Annotated in this window: 18 protein-coding genes; 5 read left to right on the top strand and 13 right to left on the bottom strand. The window is 70.6% G+C overall.

The genetic code is table 11. The features are described 5' to 3' along the window. Window positions 1–62: 62 nt before the first annotated feature. The 8 genes from VC184_RS00455 to VC184_RS00490 all read right to left on the bottom strand — a co-directional run bounded on the left by VC184_RS00455 (window position 63) and on the right by VC184_RS00490 (window position 8,334). Window positions 63–2,006, bottom strand: a complete 1,944-nt coding sequence (locus VC184_RS00455; RefSeq protein ID WP_274179050.1) for a YhgE/Pip domain-containing protein — start codon at window positions 2,004–2,006, stop codon at window positions 63–65. Then, window positions 2,003–2,668 carry a hypothetical protein gene (locus VC184_RS00460; protein ID WP_274179049.1) on the bottom strand — a complete coding sequence of 222 codons (666 nt, stop codon included), beginning with the start codon at window positions 2,666–2,668 and terminating at the stop codon, window positions 2,003–2,005. The genes VC184_RS00455 and VC184_RS00460 overlap by 4 nt, the downstream gene beginning before the upstream one ends. Beyond that, window positions 2,668–3,306, bottom strand: coding sequence for a TetR/AcrR family transcriptional regulator (locus VC184_RS00465; RefSeq protein WP_112615629.1), 639 nt, complete (start codon window positions 3,304–3,306; stop codon window positions 2,668–2,670). Before VC184_RS00465 ends, VC184_RS00460 begins: the two co-directional genes overlap by 1 nt. A 58-nt stretch (window positions 3,307–3,364) precedes the next feature. After that, the gene (gene argG, locus VC184_RS00470; protein WP_274179048.1) at window positions 3,365–4,798 is read right to left on the bottom strand and encodes an argininosuccinate synthase; all 1,434 of its coding nucleotides are present in this window, start codon (window positions 4,796–4,798) and stop codon (window positions 3,365–3,367) included. A gap of 24 nt (window positions 4,799–4,822) precedes the next feature. Beyond that, window positions 4,823–5,665, bottom strand: coding sequence for a MetQ/NlpA family ABC transporter substrate-binding protein (locus tag VC184_RS00475; protein ID WP_274179047.1), 843 nt, complete (start codon window positions 5,663–5,665; stop codon window positions 4,823–4,825). Between the two features lie 66 nt (window positions 5,666–5,731). Further along, complete coding sequence (locus VC184_RS00480) at window positions 5,732–6,475, bottom strand: methionine ABC transporter permease (protein ID WP_112615635.1); 744 nt, start codon at window positions 6,473–6,475, stop codon at window positions 5,732–5,734. Next, window positions 6,472–7,458: a methionine ABC transporter ATP-binding protein gene (locus VC184_RS00485; RefSeq protein ID WP_274179046.1), complete on the bottom strand. Its 987-nt coding sequence runs from the start codon at window positions 7,456–7,458 to the stop codon at window positions 6,472–6,474. The genes VC184_RS00480 and VC184_RS00485 overlap by 4 nt, the downstream gene beginning before the upstream one ends. Window positions 7,459–7,665: 207 nt before the next feature. Next, on the bottom strand, window positions 7,666–8,334 hold the full coding sequence (locus VC184_RS00490) for a peptidylprolyl isomerase (RefSeq protein WP_274179045.1): 669 nt from the start codon (window positions 8,332–8,334) through the stop codon (window positions 7,666–7,668). A gap of 158 nt (window positions 8,335–8,492) precedes the next feature. Here VC184_RS00490 and VC184_RS00495 point away from each other — a divergent pair, with 158 nt between their 5' ends. Further along, on the top strand, window positions 8,493–8,939 hold the full coding sequence (locus VC184_RS00495; protein ID WP_274179044.1) for a hypothetical protein: 447 nt from the start codon (window positions 8,493–8,495) through the stop codon (window positions 8,937–8,939). Here the strand turns inward: VC184_RS00495 and VC184_RS00500 are convergent. Both VC184_RS00500 and VC184_RS00505 read right to left on the bottom strand, forming a co-directional pair. Beyond that, window positions 8,884–9,570 carry a phosphatase PAP2 family protein gene (locus VC184_RS00500; protein ID WP_323986957.1) on the bottom strand — a complete coding sequence of 229 codons (687 nt, stop codon included), beginning with the start codon at window positions 9,568–9,570 and terminating at the stop codon, window positions 8,884–8,886. The genes VC184_RS00495 and VC184_RS00500 overlap by 56 nt on opposite strands. Before the next feature lie 81 nt (window positions 9,571–9,651). Next, complete coding sequence (locus tag VC184_RS00505) at window positions 9,652–10,335, bottom strand: hypothetical protein (RefSeq protein WP_114587483.1); 684 nt, start codon at window positions 10,333–10,335, stop codon at window positions 9,652–9,654. A gap of 322 nt (window positions 10,336–10,657) precedes the next feature. Between VC184_RS00505 and VC184_RS00510 the strand changes: the two genes are divergently transcribed. Continuing rightward, window positions 10,658–11,149 (top strand): FBP domain-containing protein, encoded by a 492-nt coding sequence (locus VC184_RS00510; protein ID WP_112615653.1) that lies wholly within the window; start codon window positions 10,658–10,660, stop codon window positions 11,147–11,149. A 67-nt stretch (window positions 11,150–11,216) separates the two neighbouring features. On the opposite strand, the gene VC184_RS00515 is transcribed toward VC184_RS00510, so the two are convergent. Beyond that, window positions 11,217–11,483 (bottom strand): helix-turn-helix transcriptional regulator, encoded by a 267-nt coding sequence (locus tag VC184_RS00515; protein WP_094261289.1) that lies wholly within the window; start codon window positions 11,481–11,483, stop codon window positions 11,217–11,219. Window positions 11,484–11,541: 58 nt separating this feature from the next. Here VC184_RS00515 and map point away from each other — a divergent pair, with 58 nt between their 5' ends. Next, the gene (gene map / locus VC184_RS00520) at window positions 11,542–12,312 is read left to right on the top strand and encodes a type I methionyl aminopeptidase (protein WP_323986959.1); all 771 of its coding nucleotides are present in this window, start codon (window positions 11,542–11,544) and stop codon (window positions 12,310–12,312) included. Here the strand turns inward: map and VC184_RS00525 are convergent. Continuing rightward, a complete protein-coding gene (locus tag VC184_RS00525) occupies window positions 12,296–13,012 on the bottom strand; it encodes a Pr6Pr family membrane protein (RefSeq protein WP_323986960.1) in 717 nt (238 codons plus the stop codon). The genes map and VC184_RS00525 overlap by 17 nt on opposite strands. Before the next feature lie 181 nt (window positions 13,013–13,193). On the opposite strand from VC184_RS00525, the gene VC184_RS00530 reads away from it, so the two are divergent. Then, complete coding sequence (locus VC184_RS00530; RefSeq protein WP_323986961.1) at window positions 13,194–13,934, top strand: GNAT family N-acetyltransferase; 741 nt, start codon at window positions 13,194–13,196, stop codon at window positions 13,932–13,934. 108 nt (window positions 13,935–14,042) lie between these two features. Next, window positions 14,043–15,404, top strand: coding sequence for an HNH endonuclease signature motif containing protein (locus VC184_RS00535; RefSeq protein ID WP_323986962.1), 1,362 nt, complete (start codon window positions 14,043–14,045; stop codon window positions 15,402–15,404). Window positions 15,405–15,476: 72 nt separating this feature from the next. Here the strand turns inward: VC184_RS00535 and VC184_RS00540 are convergent, their stop codons facing one another. Further along, a complete protein-coding gene (locus VC184_RS00540; RefSeq protein ID WP_323986963.1) occupies window positions 15,477–16,109 on the bottom strand; it encodes a LysE family translocator in 633 nt (210 codons plus the stop codon). Window positions 16,110–16,227: the final 118 nt, after the last annotated feature.

Consider the following 16,227-nt stretch of genomic DNA (forward strand, 5'->3'; position numbering starts at 1 on the left):
CTCGCTCGCGTGTCGATTGTCGACATCCAGCCAAGAGTAGCCGCCGTGGCCGGCCGCCCCGGTCAGCCGATGAGGCTCGGCTGCAGGTCGCGCAGCGTGCGGCCGTGCGTCATCCGGGCCACGCCGATCGCGGCGAGGATGAGTGCTCCGGCCATCCATGTGAACAGCACCGCGAGGTCGAGGCTGACCCGGCTCAGGTCGCCCCCGTACATCCACTGCCGCATGCCGTCGACGACGTACCCCATCGGCAGAACATGGTGCAGTGCGGCGAGCGGTGCCGGGAGGGTCTGCCAGGGGAAGGTCCCGCCCGCGGTGACGAGCTGCAGCACCATCAGCACGAGTCCGATGAACTGACCGACGGATCCCAGCCACACGTTGAGCGCCAGGATGATCGCGGCGTACGTGAACGACGCGGTGATCAGCATCCCGAGGGTGCCGACCGGACTCGAGAAGTTGAATCCGAGCGCGATCGACAGCACCCCGAAGAGGACGATCATGCCGATTCCGCCGAGCATCGCCGGAGTGAGCCAGCCGGCGAGGGTTACGCGGAGGGGTGAACGCAGCGCGGTCACCGCCCGGCGCGATACCGGCTTCACGATGAGGAAGAGGGCGTAGATGCCGATCCATCCCGCGAGGGCGGCGAAGAAGGGCGCCAGGCCGGCACCGTAATCACCGGCCTTCGCGAGGTTGCCGGAGTCGACCGCCACCGGGTCGGCGATCGTCTGCGCCTGCTGCTCGCGCAGCTCGGGAGTAGAGACGGGCAGCTGGGCCACGCCGGAGCTCAGCCCGTCGCGCAGGGTGACGAGCCCGCCGTCGAGCGTCCCGAGTCCCGAGGCGAGCTGTCGGGCGCCCTCGTCGAGCTGAGCGGCGCCGGTCGCGGCCTCGTCCGTCGCCGAGGCGAGCTGGCCGGCACCCGACGACACGGATGCCGCACCGTCGGCGGCCTGCGCAGCACCGGTGGCGAGCTGTGCGGCGCCCGAGCTGACCTGGGCCGCCCCCGCGGCGAGGCGGTCGATCTGACCCGTCGCCTCGTCGACGCGCGTCGCGCCCGACTGCAGACGGTCGCCGATGGGATCGAGGCGGGCGAGGACCTCCGCGATCTGCGTCTGATCGAGACCTCCGTCGGCGAGCAGCGCGGCGATGTCTGTGCGCACCTGCGGCAGCTGACCCGCCGCATCGTCGACGGCTGCGCGAACGCGGTCGGCGTAGCCCGCGAGCTCGGCCGTGCCGTCGGAGACCTGGGCTGCGCCGGACGCCAGGTCTGACGAGCCCTGAGCCAGCGTGCGGGTGCCGTCGGCGAGCTGCGACGCGCCGCCGGCGAGCTGGTTCGCACCGTCGCGCAGCTGCACGGCACCGCTCGACAGCCGCCCGGTTCCGTCGGCGAGCTGGTTGGCGCCGTCGAGCGCCTGCCCCGCCCCGTCGACGAGCTGGTTCGCCCCGTCGGTGGCGTTCTGCAACTGCACGCGGATGTCGGCGATGCCCGTGAGCAGCCGCGATGCCGCCTCCCGTCCGACGAGTTCGGCGACGGAGGAGCGGATCCGCTCGACCGCCTGCGAGCCGATCGACGAAGCGAGGTAGTTGTTCGCGTCATTGGTGGCGAGCACGAGCGTCGCCTGGCGGGGCTCGTCGCCTGCGGCGCTGGTCAGGGCGAGCGAGAAGTCCTCGGGGATGGTCACCGAGAAGTCGACATCGCCGGTACGCAGCGCCTCCTGAGCCTCGGCGGCGGTCATGTCCTTCCAGCCGAAGGCCCGGCCCTCGACGAGCTTGTCGGTGACGTCGGACCCGTAGTTGACCGTGCCGTTGCCGTCGCTCTTGGGCGCCCCCGAGTCGAGGTCGACGAGCGCTACCGGGATGTCGGCGAACTTCCCGTACGGGTCCTGGTTTGCCCACAGGTACAGGCCGCCGTAGAGGACGGGGACGAGCATGAGCGCGATGAGCGCGACCACCGACATCCGGGTGGCCGTCAGCCGTCGCAGTTCGGCGGTGATGAGGGCGGGGATCTTCATCGGGAGGCCTTCGGACGGGTGCCGCGCAGCCGGATGCCGCTGGGCACCAGGCGTCGATGCGGCGCGAGGGGATCGGTTTCGGTGAGGAGCGTCGCAGCGGCCTGGCCGGCGATCACGAGCACCGCGAGGCCGCGTCCCGCGAACTCCCGGGCGAGGGTCCACCAGTCGTGCGGATCGCCGCCGTGGCGGTCGGGGGAGACGAGCACGATGCCCTCGACGCCCGGCCGCAGGACCGCGAGCTCGAGCAGCATCCGGATGCGGTCGGTCGCGGGCACGTCCCCGATGGGGACGCGCGAGTACGAGCGCAGATCGTGCTCGTCGAGCCACCGCCGCGCGGAGATCGGGTCGGCGAGGCGGCCCGCGAACATCAGCTCCTCGCTGACGACGCCGACCGTGGAGATGTTCGGGGGCGGGTCGCTCACGTCCGGCGCGTCGATCAGTGCGGTCTTGTGCCGCAGCGTGCGCGAGGCGCGGGCGCCGTCGAGCAGGACGGTGCCGCCGTCGGGCCGCATCCGTCCGCTCGCGATGAGGCCCAGGACGGTCGGGCGCTGCTCCGTCTCGGCGATCGCGAGGGTGGCACGGCCGGTGCGGAACGACAGGGTCGTGGGCGGCAGAGCGAGGTCTTTGCGGCCCTTCGCCACGACACGCAGCTCGACGCGCATCAGGAGACCGCCCCCACGACATCGGGGTGCGAGTCGATGAGTGCGGCGGCGTCGCGCCACGAGAGCCCCGCGATCGAGAGGACCGCGCGCACGACGAGCGACCGCGCCTCGGGTGAGGACGCGTCGAGCCGGACGATGACGGTGCGCGCGGTCTCCTCGATGAGACGAGCGAGAGTCGGCGCGGCGACATCCGTCCGCAGCGCGCCCTCGTCCTGCCCGCGGCGCACCAGGTTCATCAGTGCGCGACGAAGCGGGGCGAGCGCGGCGGCGGAGTCTTCGACGTGCCGCTCATCGAGGGCGACGGCGGCGGCCACCTGCACGTGGGATGCCTCGCCCCAGAGCCGACCGGTCAGGCGGGCCAGCGCGACCGGAACCGGCTCGGTGTCGAGTCGCAGCTCGGGGTCTGTGGCGATGGCGTTGAAACGCTGGGCGCCCGACGCGACGAGCTCGCGCACGAGCGCGTCACGGTCGTCGAAGTGACCGTAGAGGGCGCGGCGGCTGAGCCCGGCGGCGCGGGCGATCGCGTCGACGGACGCGCTCGGGTCGAGCGCGAGCGTGCGCGCGGCGGCGGAGAGCAGGCCGGCGCGATTGGCGGCGGCATCCTTCCGCGGACGACGGGGGGAGACGGTGTCGGTCACCCGTCGATGATACGAACCTGCACACACATGTGCAAGTTATAAGAACGCGTGCTGCGGGTCAGTCGGCGCCGAAGTCGAACGACGCGGACTCGCCCGCGGCATCCACCCGCTCGGCGAGATCCTGATCGGTCGATTCGACGTTGCCGGTGATCTCGGCCGCGCCGCCCCGCTCGAGGTCGCCGACGAGCTCGGCCGTCGGGCCGCCGATGAGGCCGATGCCCGCGTAGTGCTCCAGGCGCGAGCGCGAGTCGGCGATGTCGAGGTTGCGCATCGTGAGCTGACCGATGCGGTCGGTGGGACCGAAGGCCGAGTCGCCGACGCGCTCCATCGAGAGCTTCTCGGGCGAGTACGACAGGTTGCGGCTCTCGGTGTTCAGGATCGTGTAGTCCTCGCCGCGGCGCAGGCGCAGCGCTACCGTTCCACTGATCGCGGAGCCCACCCAGCGCTGGATCGACTCACGCAGCATGAACGACTGCGGCTCGAGCCAGCGGCCCTCGTACATCAGGCGCCCGAGGCGGCGACCCTGCTCGTGGTAGGTCGCGAGGGTGTCCTCGTTCAGGATGCCGTTGACGAGGCGCTCGTACGCGACGAACAGCAGCGCCATGCCCGGCGCCTCGTAGATGCCGCGGCTCTTGGCCTCGATGATGCGGTTCTCGATCTGGTCGCTCATACCGAGACCGTGGCGGCCGCCAATCGCGTTCGCCTCCATGACGAGCTGGACGATGTCGGAGTACTCGACGCCGTTGATGGCGACGGGGCGGCCCGCTTCGAACGTGACCGAGACGTCCTCGGTCTCGATCTCGACCGCAGGATCCCAGAAGCGCACGCCCATGATGGGCTCGACGATCTCGAGCGAGACGTCGAGGTGCTCGAGGGTCTTGGCCTCGTGGGTCGCGCCCCAGATGTTGGCGTCGGTCGAGTAGGCCTTCTCGACGGAGTCGCGGTACGGGAACCCGTGCGCGACGAGCCACTCGCTCATCTCGGTGCGGCCGCCCAGCTCGGTGACGAAGTCGGCGTCGAGCCACGGCTTGTAGATGCGCAGGGCAGGGTTTGCGAGCAGGCCGTAGCGGTAGAACCGCTCGATGTCGTTGCCCTTGTAGGTGGAGCCGTCGCCCCAGATGTCGACGCCGTCCTCCTTCATGGCGCGCACGAGCATCGTTCCGGTGACGGCACGGCCGATCGGCGTGGTGTTGAAGTAGGTGCGGCCGGCCGAGCGGATGTGGAAGGCGCCGCACGAAAGGGCGACGAGGCCCTCCTCGACCATCATCGGCTTGCAGTCGATGAGTCGCGAGCCCTCCGCGCCGTACTGCAGCGCGCGGCCGGGAATCGAGGCGATGTCGTCCTCGTCGTACTGGCCGAGGTCGCCGGTGTAGGTGAACGGGACGGCGCCCTTGTCGCGCATCCACGCGACCGCGACGGAGGTGTCGAGACCCCCCGAGAAGGCGATGCCGACGCGTTCGCCGACGGGCAGGGACTGGAGGACCTTCGACATGGGGACAATCCTACTGAGCGGGGGTCAGTCCTTCGTGACGGGGACGACCAGGCCGCCCCAGGTCTCGTTCTCGAAGTCGGCGACCTCCGACGAGGTCAGCAGGTCGTAGAGCGCGACGATGCGGGGGTCGTCCTTCAGGTCTGGACGCGTCGCGAGCACGTTGTAGTACGGGCTGCCCTCGCCCTCGGTGAGGATCGCCTGGTCGGCGGTGAGGCCCGCCGGAAGCGCGAAGCTGATCGTGACGAAGGCGGCGTCGACGTCGGGCACGGCCTGGGGCAGCGTCGCGTTCTCGATCTCCTGGAACCGGAAGTCGCGCGGGTTGTCGGTGATCCCGGTGAGGTCGGCGACGTCGTCGGAGACCTCGATCAGGCCCTCCTGCGCGAGGAGCTTGAGCGCGCGCCCCTCGTTCGTCGGGTCGTTCGGAATGGCGATCGTCGCGCCGTCCTTCAGGTCGTCGAGGCTGTCGACCTTGCTCGAGTAGAACGCGGCCGAGGGCAGGTACGCCTCGCCGACGCTGATGAGATCCGACCCGGTGTTGGTGTTGAAGTTCTCGAGGAAAGTCGAGTTCTGGAACAGGTTCGCGTCGATCGAGCCGTCGACGAGCGCGGTGTTGGGGGTGTTGTAGTCGGTGAAGGGCACGAACTCGATCGTGAGTCCCAGCTCGGCCGCGCCGTTCTCGGCGATGTGGTTCAGGATGTCGCCGGCGGGCGTCTGCAGTGCGCCGACCTTGAGGGTGCCGAGGCCGTCGCCGTCGGCGCCGCCCGACTCGGATGCCGGCGAGCCGGCGCATCCGGCGAGCAGGAGGGCCGCCGCGGCGACGGCGGCGAGGAGGAGCGGGGTGCGGGCGGTGCGGGCCGTGCGGGACATGGAGGGTTCCTCTCGGGATGACGGTGCGGTCGGGCGGTGCGTGGCTGGAGGGGCGGTGCGGGGGCGTCAGGCTGTGCCGCGGGCGTCGGCCCGCTGCATCCGTGCGCTCGGGGCGGCGGTGCGGCCGCGGGGCGAGCGGCGGGCGAGGCGCCGGGCGCCCCAGCTCGCCAGGCCCTGCAGCACCATGACGATCGCGAAGATCACGACGATGACGCTGACGATGTGGATCCAGCTGTACTGCTGGTAGCCGTAGCGGATCGCGACGTCGCCGAGACCGCCACCGGCGACGGTGCCCACCATCGCCGAGAAGTTGATGATCGAGGTGACGGTCGTCGAGAGGCCGAGCAGCATCGCGGGCGCGGCCTCGGGCAGCAGCACCTTCGTCACGAGCTGCCAGCGGCTCGCGCCCAGCGATGCGGCGACCTCGAGCAGGCCGTCATCGACTTCCTTGATCGCGATCTCGACCATGCGGGCGAAGAACGGAATGGCCACGACCGACAGGGGCACGATCGCCGCGGTCGGTCCGATGAAGGTGCCGACGATGAGCCGGGTGAAGGGGATCAGCGCGACCATCAGGATGATGAACGGCACCGACCGGCCGAGGTTGACGATGAAGTCGAGCACACGGTTGATGACGATGCCGACGCGGCGCGAGCCGAAGGGGGTCGCGAGGAAGCGCCCCTGCTCGGTGCCGACGAGCACGACGCCGAGCGGGAGGCCGACGACGATCGTCGCCAGCAGCGCGACGCCCACCATGTAGAGCGTCTGGCCGGTGGCGACCAGCAGCAGATTGAGCAGTTGCTCGTTCACGCGGCATCCCCTCCCTGCAGGACGTCGACGATGAGACCCTGGCCGCGCAGGTCGGCGATGACGGCGGATGCCGCGGCCGCGGGCACCTCGAGACGGGTGCGGCCGGCCTGCGTGCCGGCGATCTGCTCGACGAGGGCGCCGAGCAGCGACACGTCGACGTCGTGGTCGCGGGCGATCCGCGCGATGACGGGACGGTCGGCCGTGCCGCCGGCGAACGTGATGTCGATGACCGTCGCGCTCGGGTCGGCTCCCGCGGGGATCGGCCCCAGCGGGAAGAGCTGCGAGGTCAGGCGCGAGCCCGGCGTGCGGATGACGTCGGTGAGGCGACCGCTCTCGACGACGCGGCCGTGCTCGATGAGCGCCGCCGAGTGGCACGTCGACTTCACGACATCCATCTCGTGCGTGATGAGGAGCACGGTGAGTCCGAGCTCGGCGTTGATGCGCCGGTAGAGGTCGAGGATCGAGGTCGTGGTCTCGGGGTCGAGGGCACTCGTCGCCTCGTCGGAGAGCAGCACGCTCGGGCCGCTCGCGAGGGCGCGGGCGATGCCGACGCGCTGCTGCTGCCCGCCCGACAGCTCGTGCACGCCGGCGTCTCCCCGGTGACCGAGGCCGACGAGGTCGAGCATCTCCTGCGCGCGGTCGCGCCGCCGGACCCGGGGGCTGCCGTCGAGTTCGAGGGCGAGCTCGACGTTGCCGCGCACCGAGCGGCTGCCGAGGAGGTTGAACCGCTGGAACACCATCCCGATGCGACGGCGTGCCGCGCGCAGGCTGTTCGCGTCGAGGGCGGTCAGATCCACCCCGTCGACGACCACTCGGCCTGTATCCGGCCGCTCGATGAGGTTGACCATGCGGGCGACGGTGCTCTTGCCGGCGCCGGACTGGCCGACGATGCCGTAGATCTCCCCGGAAGGGATCTGCAGCGAGACGTCGTCGACGGCGGTCAATCCGCCGTACGTCTTCGATACGTGCTCGAGCGCGATCACGGTCGGGCCTTTCGGAGGTCTGCGCCGTCGGGTCGCCGGCGTAACCCCGAGTTTCCCGTCCTTCACGCGTCGCACCGAATTCCCGTTACCCCAAATGTCGCCGTCCCTTGCCGACGCGCGAGAACGCACCGTCGCCGCGAGCGCGTACCCCGCACGGTGCGTTTTCGCCGAGAGGGTGCGTTCTCGGCGGGCCGGCGCCCCCCGGGCTCAGCCCAGCGAGACACCGGTGATCGTCACCGGGGTGGCGGGGGCGCCGTCGGGGGCACCGCCCTCGGCGCCGGCGGCAGCGACATCGCGCACGATGGCGAGGCCCGCTTCGTCGAGCGTGCCGAAGACGGTGTACTTCGCGGGCAGCGGGGTGTCCTCGTACACGAGGAAGAACTGCGAGCCGTTCGTGTTCGGGCCGGCGTTGGCCATCGCGACCGTTCCGGCCGGGTAGGTCTCACTGCCGTCGAGCTCGTCGGCGTAGTTGTATCCGGGGCCGCCGCGTCCGGTTCCCGACGGGTCGCCGCACTGCAGCACGAAGATGCCCGAGGTGGTGAGGCGGTGGCAGGGCGAGTCGTTGTAGTAGCCCTGCTCCCCGAGCGAGACGAAGCTGCCGACCGTGCACGGCGTGCGGTCGGCGTCGAGGGTCATGGGGATGTCGCCGGCCGACGTCTGCAGCACGGCCGAGACCTGGCCCGTCACCTCGGACTCGGCCGGCGGGAGCTCGACGTCGCGCACGCCGCCGGGAGCCTCGACGTAGGCGCAGGCGCCCTCCGGAACGGTCTCGGCGGTCGGCATGGTGTCGGGCTCGGCGGGCGTGGGCGACGATGCGCATCCGGCGAGAGCGAGAGCCGACAGGACGAGAAGGGCGGAACCGAGACGAGCACGCATGTTCAGAGCCTACGGTCTCGGATGCCGCCGGTCGGGTACCCGGATCGACGCGGTTCGCTGTCGCGAGCGAAGCCGGATGCCGGAACCTGGTCAGCACGCGCCGCGAGTGGCACGATCGGACCGTGATGCCCGCGCCGCGGGCCGCGGAAGGGGTGGCGATGGCTGACAGCACGGCGGGCGGTGCCGGGTTCTCCGACGAGGAGAAGGCGGCGATGAAGCAGCGGGCCGAGGAGCTCCGCTCGACGAAGGGTCTGAAGGGCGCCGCGAAGCTCGCGAAGGAGCTCGAGGCCTGCATGGACGCGATCGACGCGCTCGCGGGGATCGACGGCGAGGTCGCCCGCATGGTCCACCGGATCGTGTCGGAGGAGGCATCCGACCTCGACCCGAAGACGTTCTACGGGTTCCCGGCCTATGCGCGCGCCGGGAAGGTCGTGATCTTCGTGCAGCCGAAGTCGAAGTTCGACACCCGCTACCCGACGCTCAACTTCGACGAGACGGCGACGCTCGACGACGGGTCGATGTGGCCGACGTCGTTCGCGATCGTCGAGGTCACTCCCCAGGTCGAGAGTCGCGTGCGGGAGCTGGTTCGCGCCGCCGTCGACTGATCTCCGGCGCCGACCGCATCGTCCGGGGTTCTCGCGTGACGGCGACCGCGACGATCGTCAGCAGCGCCGGCACGGCGAGACCCAGCAGAGCGCCGGCGGCGACATCGTGCAGGTAGTGCGCGCCCTCGAAGAGTCGACCCGAAAGCACGATGAGCGCTGCGCCCACGGCCGCCCACGTCGCCCACGTCCGGCGCGCCGCCACGGCGATGACCCAGACCGCGCCCATCGCGAGGTTGGCGTGGTTCGAGGGGAAGGAGTAGTCGGTGGCGTCGCAGGCCGACAGCGCTGCCCAGCGGGTGCACGGGCGTGCCTGCATGAGGGCCACCTTGACCATCTCGCTGGTCGCGTAGGCGATGACGACTCCGCCCGCTGCGGCGATGGAGAGGATGCGGTGCCGTGACCCGCCTCGCAGCGCGACGGCCAACGCGACGACCGTGCCGACGGCGAGCAGCGACAGGAACACGTCCGAGAGGTACGCGGTCGCCGGAAGCGCGAGGCCCGCGGTCATCGCCCCGCGTGTCGCCAGGACGCTGAGACTGACGCCCCACCAGGGGATGAGCAGTGCGGCCGCCGCGATGACGGCGACAGCGGACACGGGGAGTATCGACGATCGGGGGATGGCGGTGCTCACCCCAGCAACGCTAGGAAGCGCGCGGCCGCGCGGCATCCGCTCTCAGGCGCACGCGCATCCTCCCCGAGGTGTATTCCTCGTTCAGGAGAGCAGCGCCTCTGCCCGCAGGGTCAGTGCGATCGCGACGAGTGTCGACAGCAGGCCCGAGGCGAGGAGCAGACCCGGATGCGCGAGGCCGATCACGATCTGACGTGTGCGCGGCGCGTCGGCGAGGAAGTGCTCCGGGATGCGGTGGCGCGTGGGCACGGCCGACCAACCGCGCAGTCGCACCAGGTAGCTCGCGTAGCGGATGATCAGCACGCAGTAGAGCAGCACGGTGACCGGAGGGACGATGCGGGCGAAGAGGTCACCGGCGGCGATCCAGGCCGTCTCGATGTCGGTGCCGCTCTCGTCGGCGAGCTGCACCGCGATCGCGCCGCCGATCACGACCGAGCCCAGCCAGAACACGAAGGCGCTGAAGAGCGCGAGGAACCGCGCGAAGAAATGGGTCAGGATCGACGGCTCGTACTCCAAGTGCGACCTCGGCGTCTGCGACAGGACGATGAGCGTCGCCACGAGCGGAGGCAGCGCTGCTGTAAGGGTGAGGGTCGCGCGCAGCCAGTGCGGGCCGCCGAGCAGATCGCAGATGACGAGCAGGGCGACCACGGTGATCATCCACAGCAGGCCGAGGGCCGTGGGGTGGGAGGTCACGAAGGAGGGATGATGCTCCTCGAGGCGGGCGCTGGCGCGTTCGACGAGCCGTCGTCCCCGATCGTTCGTCGTCACGGGTGGATGCTATCGCCGGTGACCGGCCGGTGTGCAGGGAGTAGCCTGGACGCGTGAGTACCGTCCGTCTGCCGATGCCCTCTGGGCGTGAGGGGGTCTCCGGCGCGCTCAGCGCCGGTGGCACAGGCGCGGCATCCTTCGTCCTCCTCGCCGGTTGATCCGGCGCGCGTCGCGTCGACCCATGTCCGCGACGCGCTCTCCCGGTCCCGGGCGACGACTCCGTCGTTCCGGGATGATCCGCTCACGACCGTCTGCTCGCAGCCCGTTCCGGGCGCCGGCGCGACGGTGGTGCGCGAACGCGTACTCAGACAGGACCCTTTCCATGTTCGCCCTCACCGCGAAAGCCATCCGCTCCTCGTTCATCAACGTCTCGCTCCGCGAGCGCAATTCGCTCGTCGTCCCCGCCGACCTCGGGGACGTCGACTGGTCTACCCGTGACTACTACGGGTGGCGCGACCCCAAGACTCCGCTGCTCGGGTTCATCGTCGCCGAGGTCGACGGCGAGGCTGTCGGCCTGCAGCTGCGTCAGGCAGATCAGGCCACGCGCACCCGCCCGCAATGCTCGTGGTGCTGCGATGTCACCCTCCCCAACGAGGTCGTCTTCTTCGCCGCGAAGCGGGCGGGCAAGGCCGGTCGTGCCGGAAACACCGTCGGGACGCTCCTGTGCTCGGGGTTCGAGTGCTCGCGGAACGTCCGGCGCCTCGACCCGCCGCCCTACCTCGGGTTCGACGCGGCAGCGGCGCGCGATCGCCGCATCGCGACGCTGCGGGCCAACGTCGACGCGTTCTTCCGCGATCTGCGCGACGGCGCCTGAGCCGCCCCGCACCCGGCGTCCGGCTTCTCCTCAGCGAGGTGGGGCCGGGCGCCGGCTGTCTCGCTGATCAGGTCGTCGTCGAGGCGATGTCCGTGAGCAGCGCCTCGGCGGCCAGCGCGTCGAGCGACAGGCCGAGGCTCGCGGCGACGGCGGCGACGGTCGCGAACGACGGGGTCGCCAGCCGGCCGGTCTCGATCTTGCGCAGTGTCTCGGGTGATACGCCGGCGGCTGCGGCGACCTCCGTGATCGACCGGTCTCCCCGCGCTCGGCGGAGCTGGGCGCCCAGGCGACGGCCGCGCTCGACGGCTTCGGGCGTGAGCGCGCGACGAACCATCATGCGCTCATCGTAGCGGTATAGTTTGACCGGTATTTTTATACCGGAGGAGCGCACCATGATCGAGATCTTCACACCGCGCGAGGTCGATCGCGCCCGCGAGACGGGGGCCATCGTCGGCGGCATCCTCCGCGATATCCGCTCGCGGGTGCAGGTGGGTACGAACCTCCTCGAGATCGACGAGTGGACGCGCGAGCTCATCGCTGACAACGGGGCGACGTCGTGTTATGTCGACTACGCGCCGTCGTTCGGGCGGGGCCCCTTCGGGCACTACATCTGCACGGCGGTCAACGACGCCGTGCTGCACGGGATGCCGCACGACTACCGCCTCGCCGACGGGGACCTCCTCACGCTCGACCTCGCCGTCACGAAGGGCGGCCTTGCGGCCGACGCCGCGATCAGCTTCGTCGTCGGGAATCGGCGCCCGGAGGGAGCGGCAGCCCTCATCGACGCGACCGAACGCGCCCTCGCCGCCGGCATCGAGGTCGCACGCGCGGGCAACCGGGTGGGCGATATCTCGCGCGCGATCGGCAATGTGCTCTCCGGTGCCGGATACTCCATCAACACCGAGTTCGGCGGGCACAGCATCGGGTCGGTGATGCACGGCGACCTGCACATCCCCAATACCGGGCGGCCGGGGCGGGGCTACATCCTGCGGCCGGGGCTGCTCATCGCGATCGAGCCGTGGGTCATGGAAGACACGAATGTGCTCGTGACCGACGCGGACGGGTGGACGCTCCGCAGCTCGACCGGATGCCTCACCGCCCACACCGAGCACACGATCGCCATCACCGACGGAGCGGCCGAGATCCTCACCCTGCCGCGGTGACCTCCGTCGGCAGGACGCGGGCGCGGCGGCGGGTGACCCACACCGCTCCGAAGCCGACGGCGACGAAGCCGATCGCGATGACGACGACGTACGCCGCGACCGACCCCCATCCGCCAGGGCCGTTCGGATTCAGGAACGGGTAGGGGTACCAGTACGGCTCGCCCGTCGTGGGGTTCGTGACGAGCGGGCCTCGGACGAGCGTGTAGGCCACCCACAGCAGCGGGAACGCCACCACGACCCATACGACCTGCCAGCGAAGGGCGCGGCGCCGGGCGCCGATCAGCAGGTCGAGCACGAGGAAGATCGGGCCGATCAGGTGCAGCACCTCATTCGACCACGGCACCGGCTCGGCTCCCTGCGGGAGCGTGATCCCGCGCAGGAGTGCGTTGTAGACGACTCCGGTGATGACCATGTACGCCGTGGCGCAGGTGAGCGCGGCGGAGAGCCCGAGCGATGATTCCGGCCCGGCGCGGCCGATCAGTGCGCGGACGCCCGCCGTCGCGAGAACCACTGCTGCGATGACGTTCGAGAGGATCGTGAAGAAGCTGAAGAAGTTCGCGAACACGGTCGCGACGTCGCCGCCGGACTCGGCGGTTCGCGTCAGTGACACGGTCAGCTGGGTGATGACGGCGGCGAGGATGACGACGGCCATCGCCAGCCGCAGGAGCGACCACACCGTCGCCTGCCTCGAGCTCTGCACGTGGGCACACTATCGCTCGACTGCCGTACGTGAACGCATGTGGCGGCGGTCCGGGATGTCGCGTCCGGTCACGGATAGCGTCGCGATGCGGCATCAGCGGGCATGGATCGGCGCGTCGACGCGTTGGGTCCGACGGCGACCGCGGCGAAGGCAGCACGCGGCGCGCGAGAGGACGAACCCGATGACCATCACCACCCCTCCTGTTCTGGGCGGCTCCGACGTCCGCGATAACGCCGCATGGCATTCGCTGACCGGGGCGCACGCGCACCTCGCCATCGGCGACGACCTCGTCCGCCGGTATCCCGACGACGTGGCCGGCTTCGTGGGCGTGCGCACGTGGGAGGACCCCGCGGTGTGGGACTCGCTCACGACCGTGGTGGGTTCGGGCAATGAGTTCAGCATCAGTACGTCCGACCGTGCGGACGTTGGCGGTAGTGATGGTGCTGGGCCGGTGCTGCCTGAAGGGTGGGTGCGCACGTTCGGTGGCGCGGGAGTGCAGCTCGTCGAGACGGATCGCCTGCAGCCGCGACCGGACGACGAGGCGGTCGAGCTGGGGGAGGCGGATGTCGCCGACATGCTCGCGCTCGTCGAACGCAACCGGCCCGGTCCCTTCCGGCCGCGCACCTACCTGCTCGGCCGGTACATCGGCATCCGGCGCGACGGCCGGCTGATCGCGATGGCCGGGGAGCGGCTGCAGCCGGGCGAATGGACCGAGATCAGCGCCGTCGCGACCGACGAGGCGTACCGGCGGCAGGGGCTCGCGTCGCGGCTGGTGCTGGATGTCGCGTTCCACATCCAGCAGCGGGGTGGCCGAGCGATGATGCATGCGGCCGCGTCGAACGTGAACGCGATCGCCGGTTACGAGAAGCTGGGGTTCGAATTGCGGCAGCGGACGAACTTCACGGGCGTGCGCGTGCCCTGACCGGCGGTTCCCGGTCGGCGATTCCTCCCCAGTCGTGCGCTCTGACGAGTTTCGCGCTTCATATGTTTGTTCGACGTAAATGTCTGACCCCGCTGCCACAATGGGAACATGTCAGCGAACAGGGGTTGCGGCTCGGACGAGATCGAGGTCTCGCCGCACGGCCCCGCGATCGCGGCTTACGGCGAGGCGCTCGCGCTGGTGCATGACGCGGATGTCGCTTCGGTGCGGGCTCTGGCCGAGCTGGGCCGGTCCGCGTTGCGTGAGGCGCGCCGTGACGGAGTGCGTGGGATGGCCTCGGACATGGAGCTGCGGTCGGTCGCGGCTGAAGCTGCGGGGCTGGCCCGGCGGACCGACAGGCGCCTGCAGGCCGACATCGACCATGCGCTGACGATCGTCGACGATTACCCGACCGTCTTCTCGGCGTGGGAGGAGCGGCGGATCACCCGCGACCACGTCGACGCGGTCGTCACAGCGGGGACCGGGCTGCCCGATGAGGTGCGGGGCGAGTTCGAGGTCGCGGCGATCGCGGTGTGCGAGCGCGACATCGCCACCCGGGTGAAACCGGCCCTGCGTGCCCTCGCGGAGAAGCTGCACGAGCGCACGTTCACCGACCGGCACCGCGAAGCCGCCGCCGGGCGGTGCGTGCGGGTCGCGCACGGGACGGACGGGATGTCGGATGTCATCGCGACCGTCCCGACCGTGATCGCGGTGGGCATGCTCGACCGGCTCACGCAGATGGGACAGTCCGTCAAGGACGCCCGGACCGCGGGTGCGGGGGCGGATGCCGCCGGGGCGGGCGAGCCCGCCGATACGCGGACGATGGATCAGCTGCGCGCCGACATCCTCGGCGACCTGGTGCTCGGCGGGGCGCCCGTGGTCGACCCGACGTACGGGACGGACCGGGCCGGTGGGCTCGGGGCGATCCGGGCACGCGTGCAGGTGGCGGTCACCGCCGAGACGTTGATGGGGCGCGACGAGAACCCGGCCGAAGCCGTTGGGGCCGGGCTCGTCGATGCCGAAACTGTCCGCGAGCTCGCGGGGCAGGTGTCGGAGTGGGACCGGCTCTTCATCGACCCCGTCAGCCGTACTCCCGTCGAGATCGACACCTACCGGCCGACCGCATCGATGAAGAAGCTCCTGATGGCGCGGGATCAGCACTGCCGGTTCCCCGGATGCCGACGGGCCGCGATCCGCTGCGAACTGGATCACACGATCGATTACGCCCTCGGCGGGCACACCCACATCTTCAACCTCGCCCACCTCTGCCAACGACACCACTCCATGAAGCAGTTCACCAAGTGGGAGGTCAGGCAGGTCGGCGGCGGGGTCCTCGAATGGACCTCACCCCTGGGCAGGGTCTACCGCGAAGACGTCCCCATACCCGCCGTCTGCTTCACGATAGACACCGCGGACCCGCCACCGGATGCCGCACTCGGCGGACCACCGCCGGGACAATCGCCACCCTTCTGACTCCGGCTGCGCGCCCTCGATGGCGCGCCCGCGCACAGCCCGAGTCCCACGCTCGCGCGGTGCGCGCCGTCGTCAGCCCTTCGCGCCCGCGAACGCGAGGGTTCCGCCGAGCCCGATCATCATCACGCCTCCCGCGCTTGCGAGCGTCGCCATGCGGCGCGGTGAGGTGGCGAACCACGCGCGGGCCGTTCCCGCCGCGAGCGCCCACAGGCTGTCGCTCACCACGGCGAGCACCTGGAAGATCAGGCCGAGCGCGAGGAGCTGCATCCAGATCGGACCAGCGCCGGGGGCGACGAACTGCGGGAGAGCAGCCACGAAGAACGCGATCGTCTTCGGGTTCGTCACACCGACGACGAACCCCTGAGCAAGCAGGCGCATCGGCGACGTACGCGCATTCGAGGGCGTGCGCACGTGCGCGTGACGGTGGCGGATCGCCTGCACCCCGAGCCACACGAGATACGCGGCGCCGACGATCTTGATGACCGTGAAAGCGGCGACCGACGACGCGACGATCGCGCCGACCCCGAACGCCACCGCGAGCAGGGCAGGGACGTTCCCGAGCGCGTTTCCGAGCACGCTCAGCACGCCGGCGCGACGCCCGAGGGCGATCGATCGGCCGATGACGAACAGCACACCGGGGCCTGGGATCACGATGATGACGACAGCCGCGAGGAGGAACGCCAGCAGGTTCTCGAACGGGATCACGAACGAACGCTATCGGCCCGAGGAGTCGCCTGTATTACGCCATGTCTCCGTGCGTGTCGCCGTGTGTGGCGGCGCCGCGACAGCGGCGCCCGCGCCGCTCTACTGTCGGGCGATCCGC

This window comes from Microbacterium plantarum (assembly GCF_035231185.1).
Lineage (GTDB): Bacteria > Actinomycetota > Actinomycetes > Actinomycetales > Microbacteriaceae > Microbacterium > Microbacterium plantarum.

Coding starts and splice junctions, on each gene's coding strand:
- VC184_RS00455 (WP_274179050.1), bottom strand. CDS start 2,006: ATGAAGATCCCCGCCCTCATCACCGCCGAACTGCGACGGCTGACGGCC.
- VC184_RS00460 (WP_274179049.1), bottom strand. CDS start 2,668: ATGCGCGTCGAGCTGCGTGTCGTGGCGAAGGGCCGCAAAGACCTCGCT.
- argG (WP_274179048.1), bottom strand. CDS start 4,798: ATGTCGAAGGTCCTCCAGTCCCTGCCCGTCGGCGAACGCGTCGGCATC.
- VC184_RS00475 (WP_274179047.1), bottom strand. CDS start 5,665: ATGTCCCGCACGGCCCGCACCGCCCGCACCCCGCTCCTCCTCGCCGCC.
- VC184_RS00490 (WP_274179045.1), bottom strand. CDS start 8,334: ATGCGTGCTCGTCTCGGTTCCGCCCTTCTCGTCCTGTCGGCTCTCGCT.
- VC184_RS00495 (WP_274179044.1), top strand. CDS start 8,493: ATGGCTGACAGCACGGCGGGCGGTGCCGGGTTCTCCGACGAGGAGAAG.
- VC184_RS00510 (WP_112615653.1), top strand. CDS start 10,658: ATGTTCGCCCTCACCGCGAAAGCCATCCGCTCCTCGTTCATCAACGTC.
- VC184_RS00515 (WP_094261289.1), bottom strand. CDS start 11,483: ATGGTTCGTCGCGCGCTCACGCCCGAAGCCGTCGAGCGCGGCCGTCGC.
- map (WP_323986959.1), top strand. CDS start 11,542: ATGATCGAGATCTTCACACCGCGCGAGGTCGATCGCGCCCGCGAGACG.
- VC184_RS00530 (WP_323986961.1), top strand. CDS start 13,194: ATGACCATCACCACCCCTCCTGTTCTGGGCGGCTCCGACGTCCGCGAT.
- VC184_RS00535 (WP_323986962.1), top strand. CDS start 14,043: ATGTCAGCGAACAGGGGTTGCGGCTCGGACGAGATCGAGGTCTCGCCG.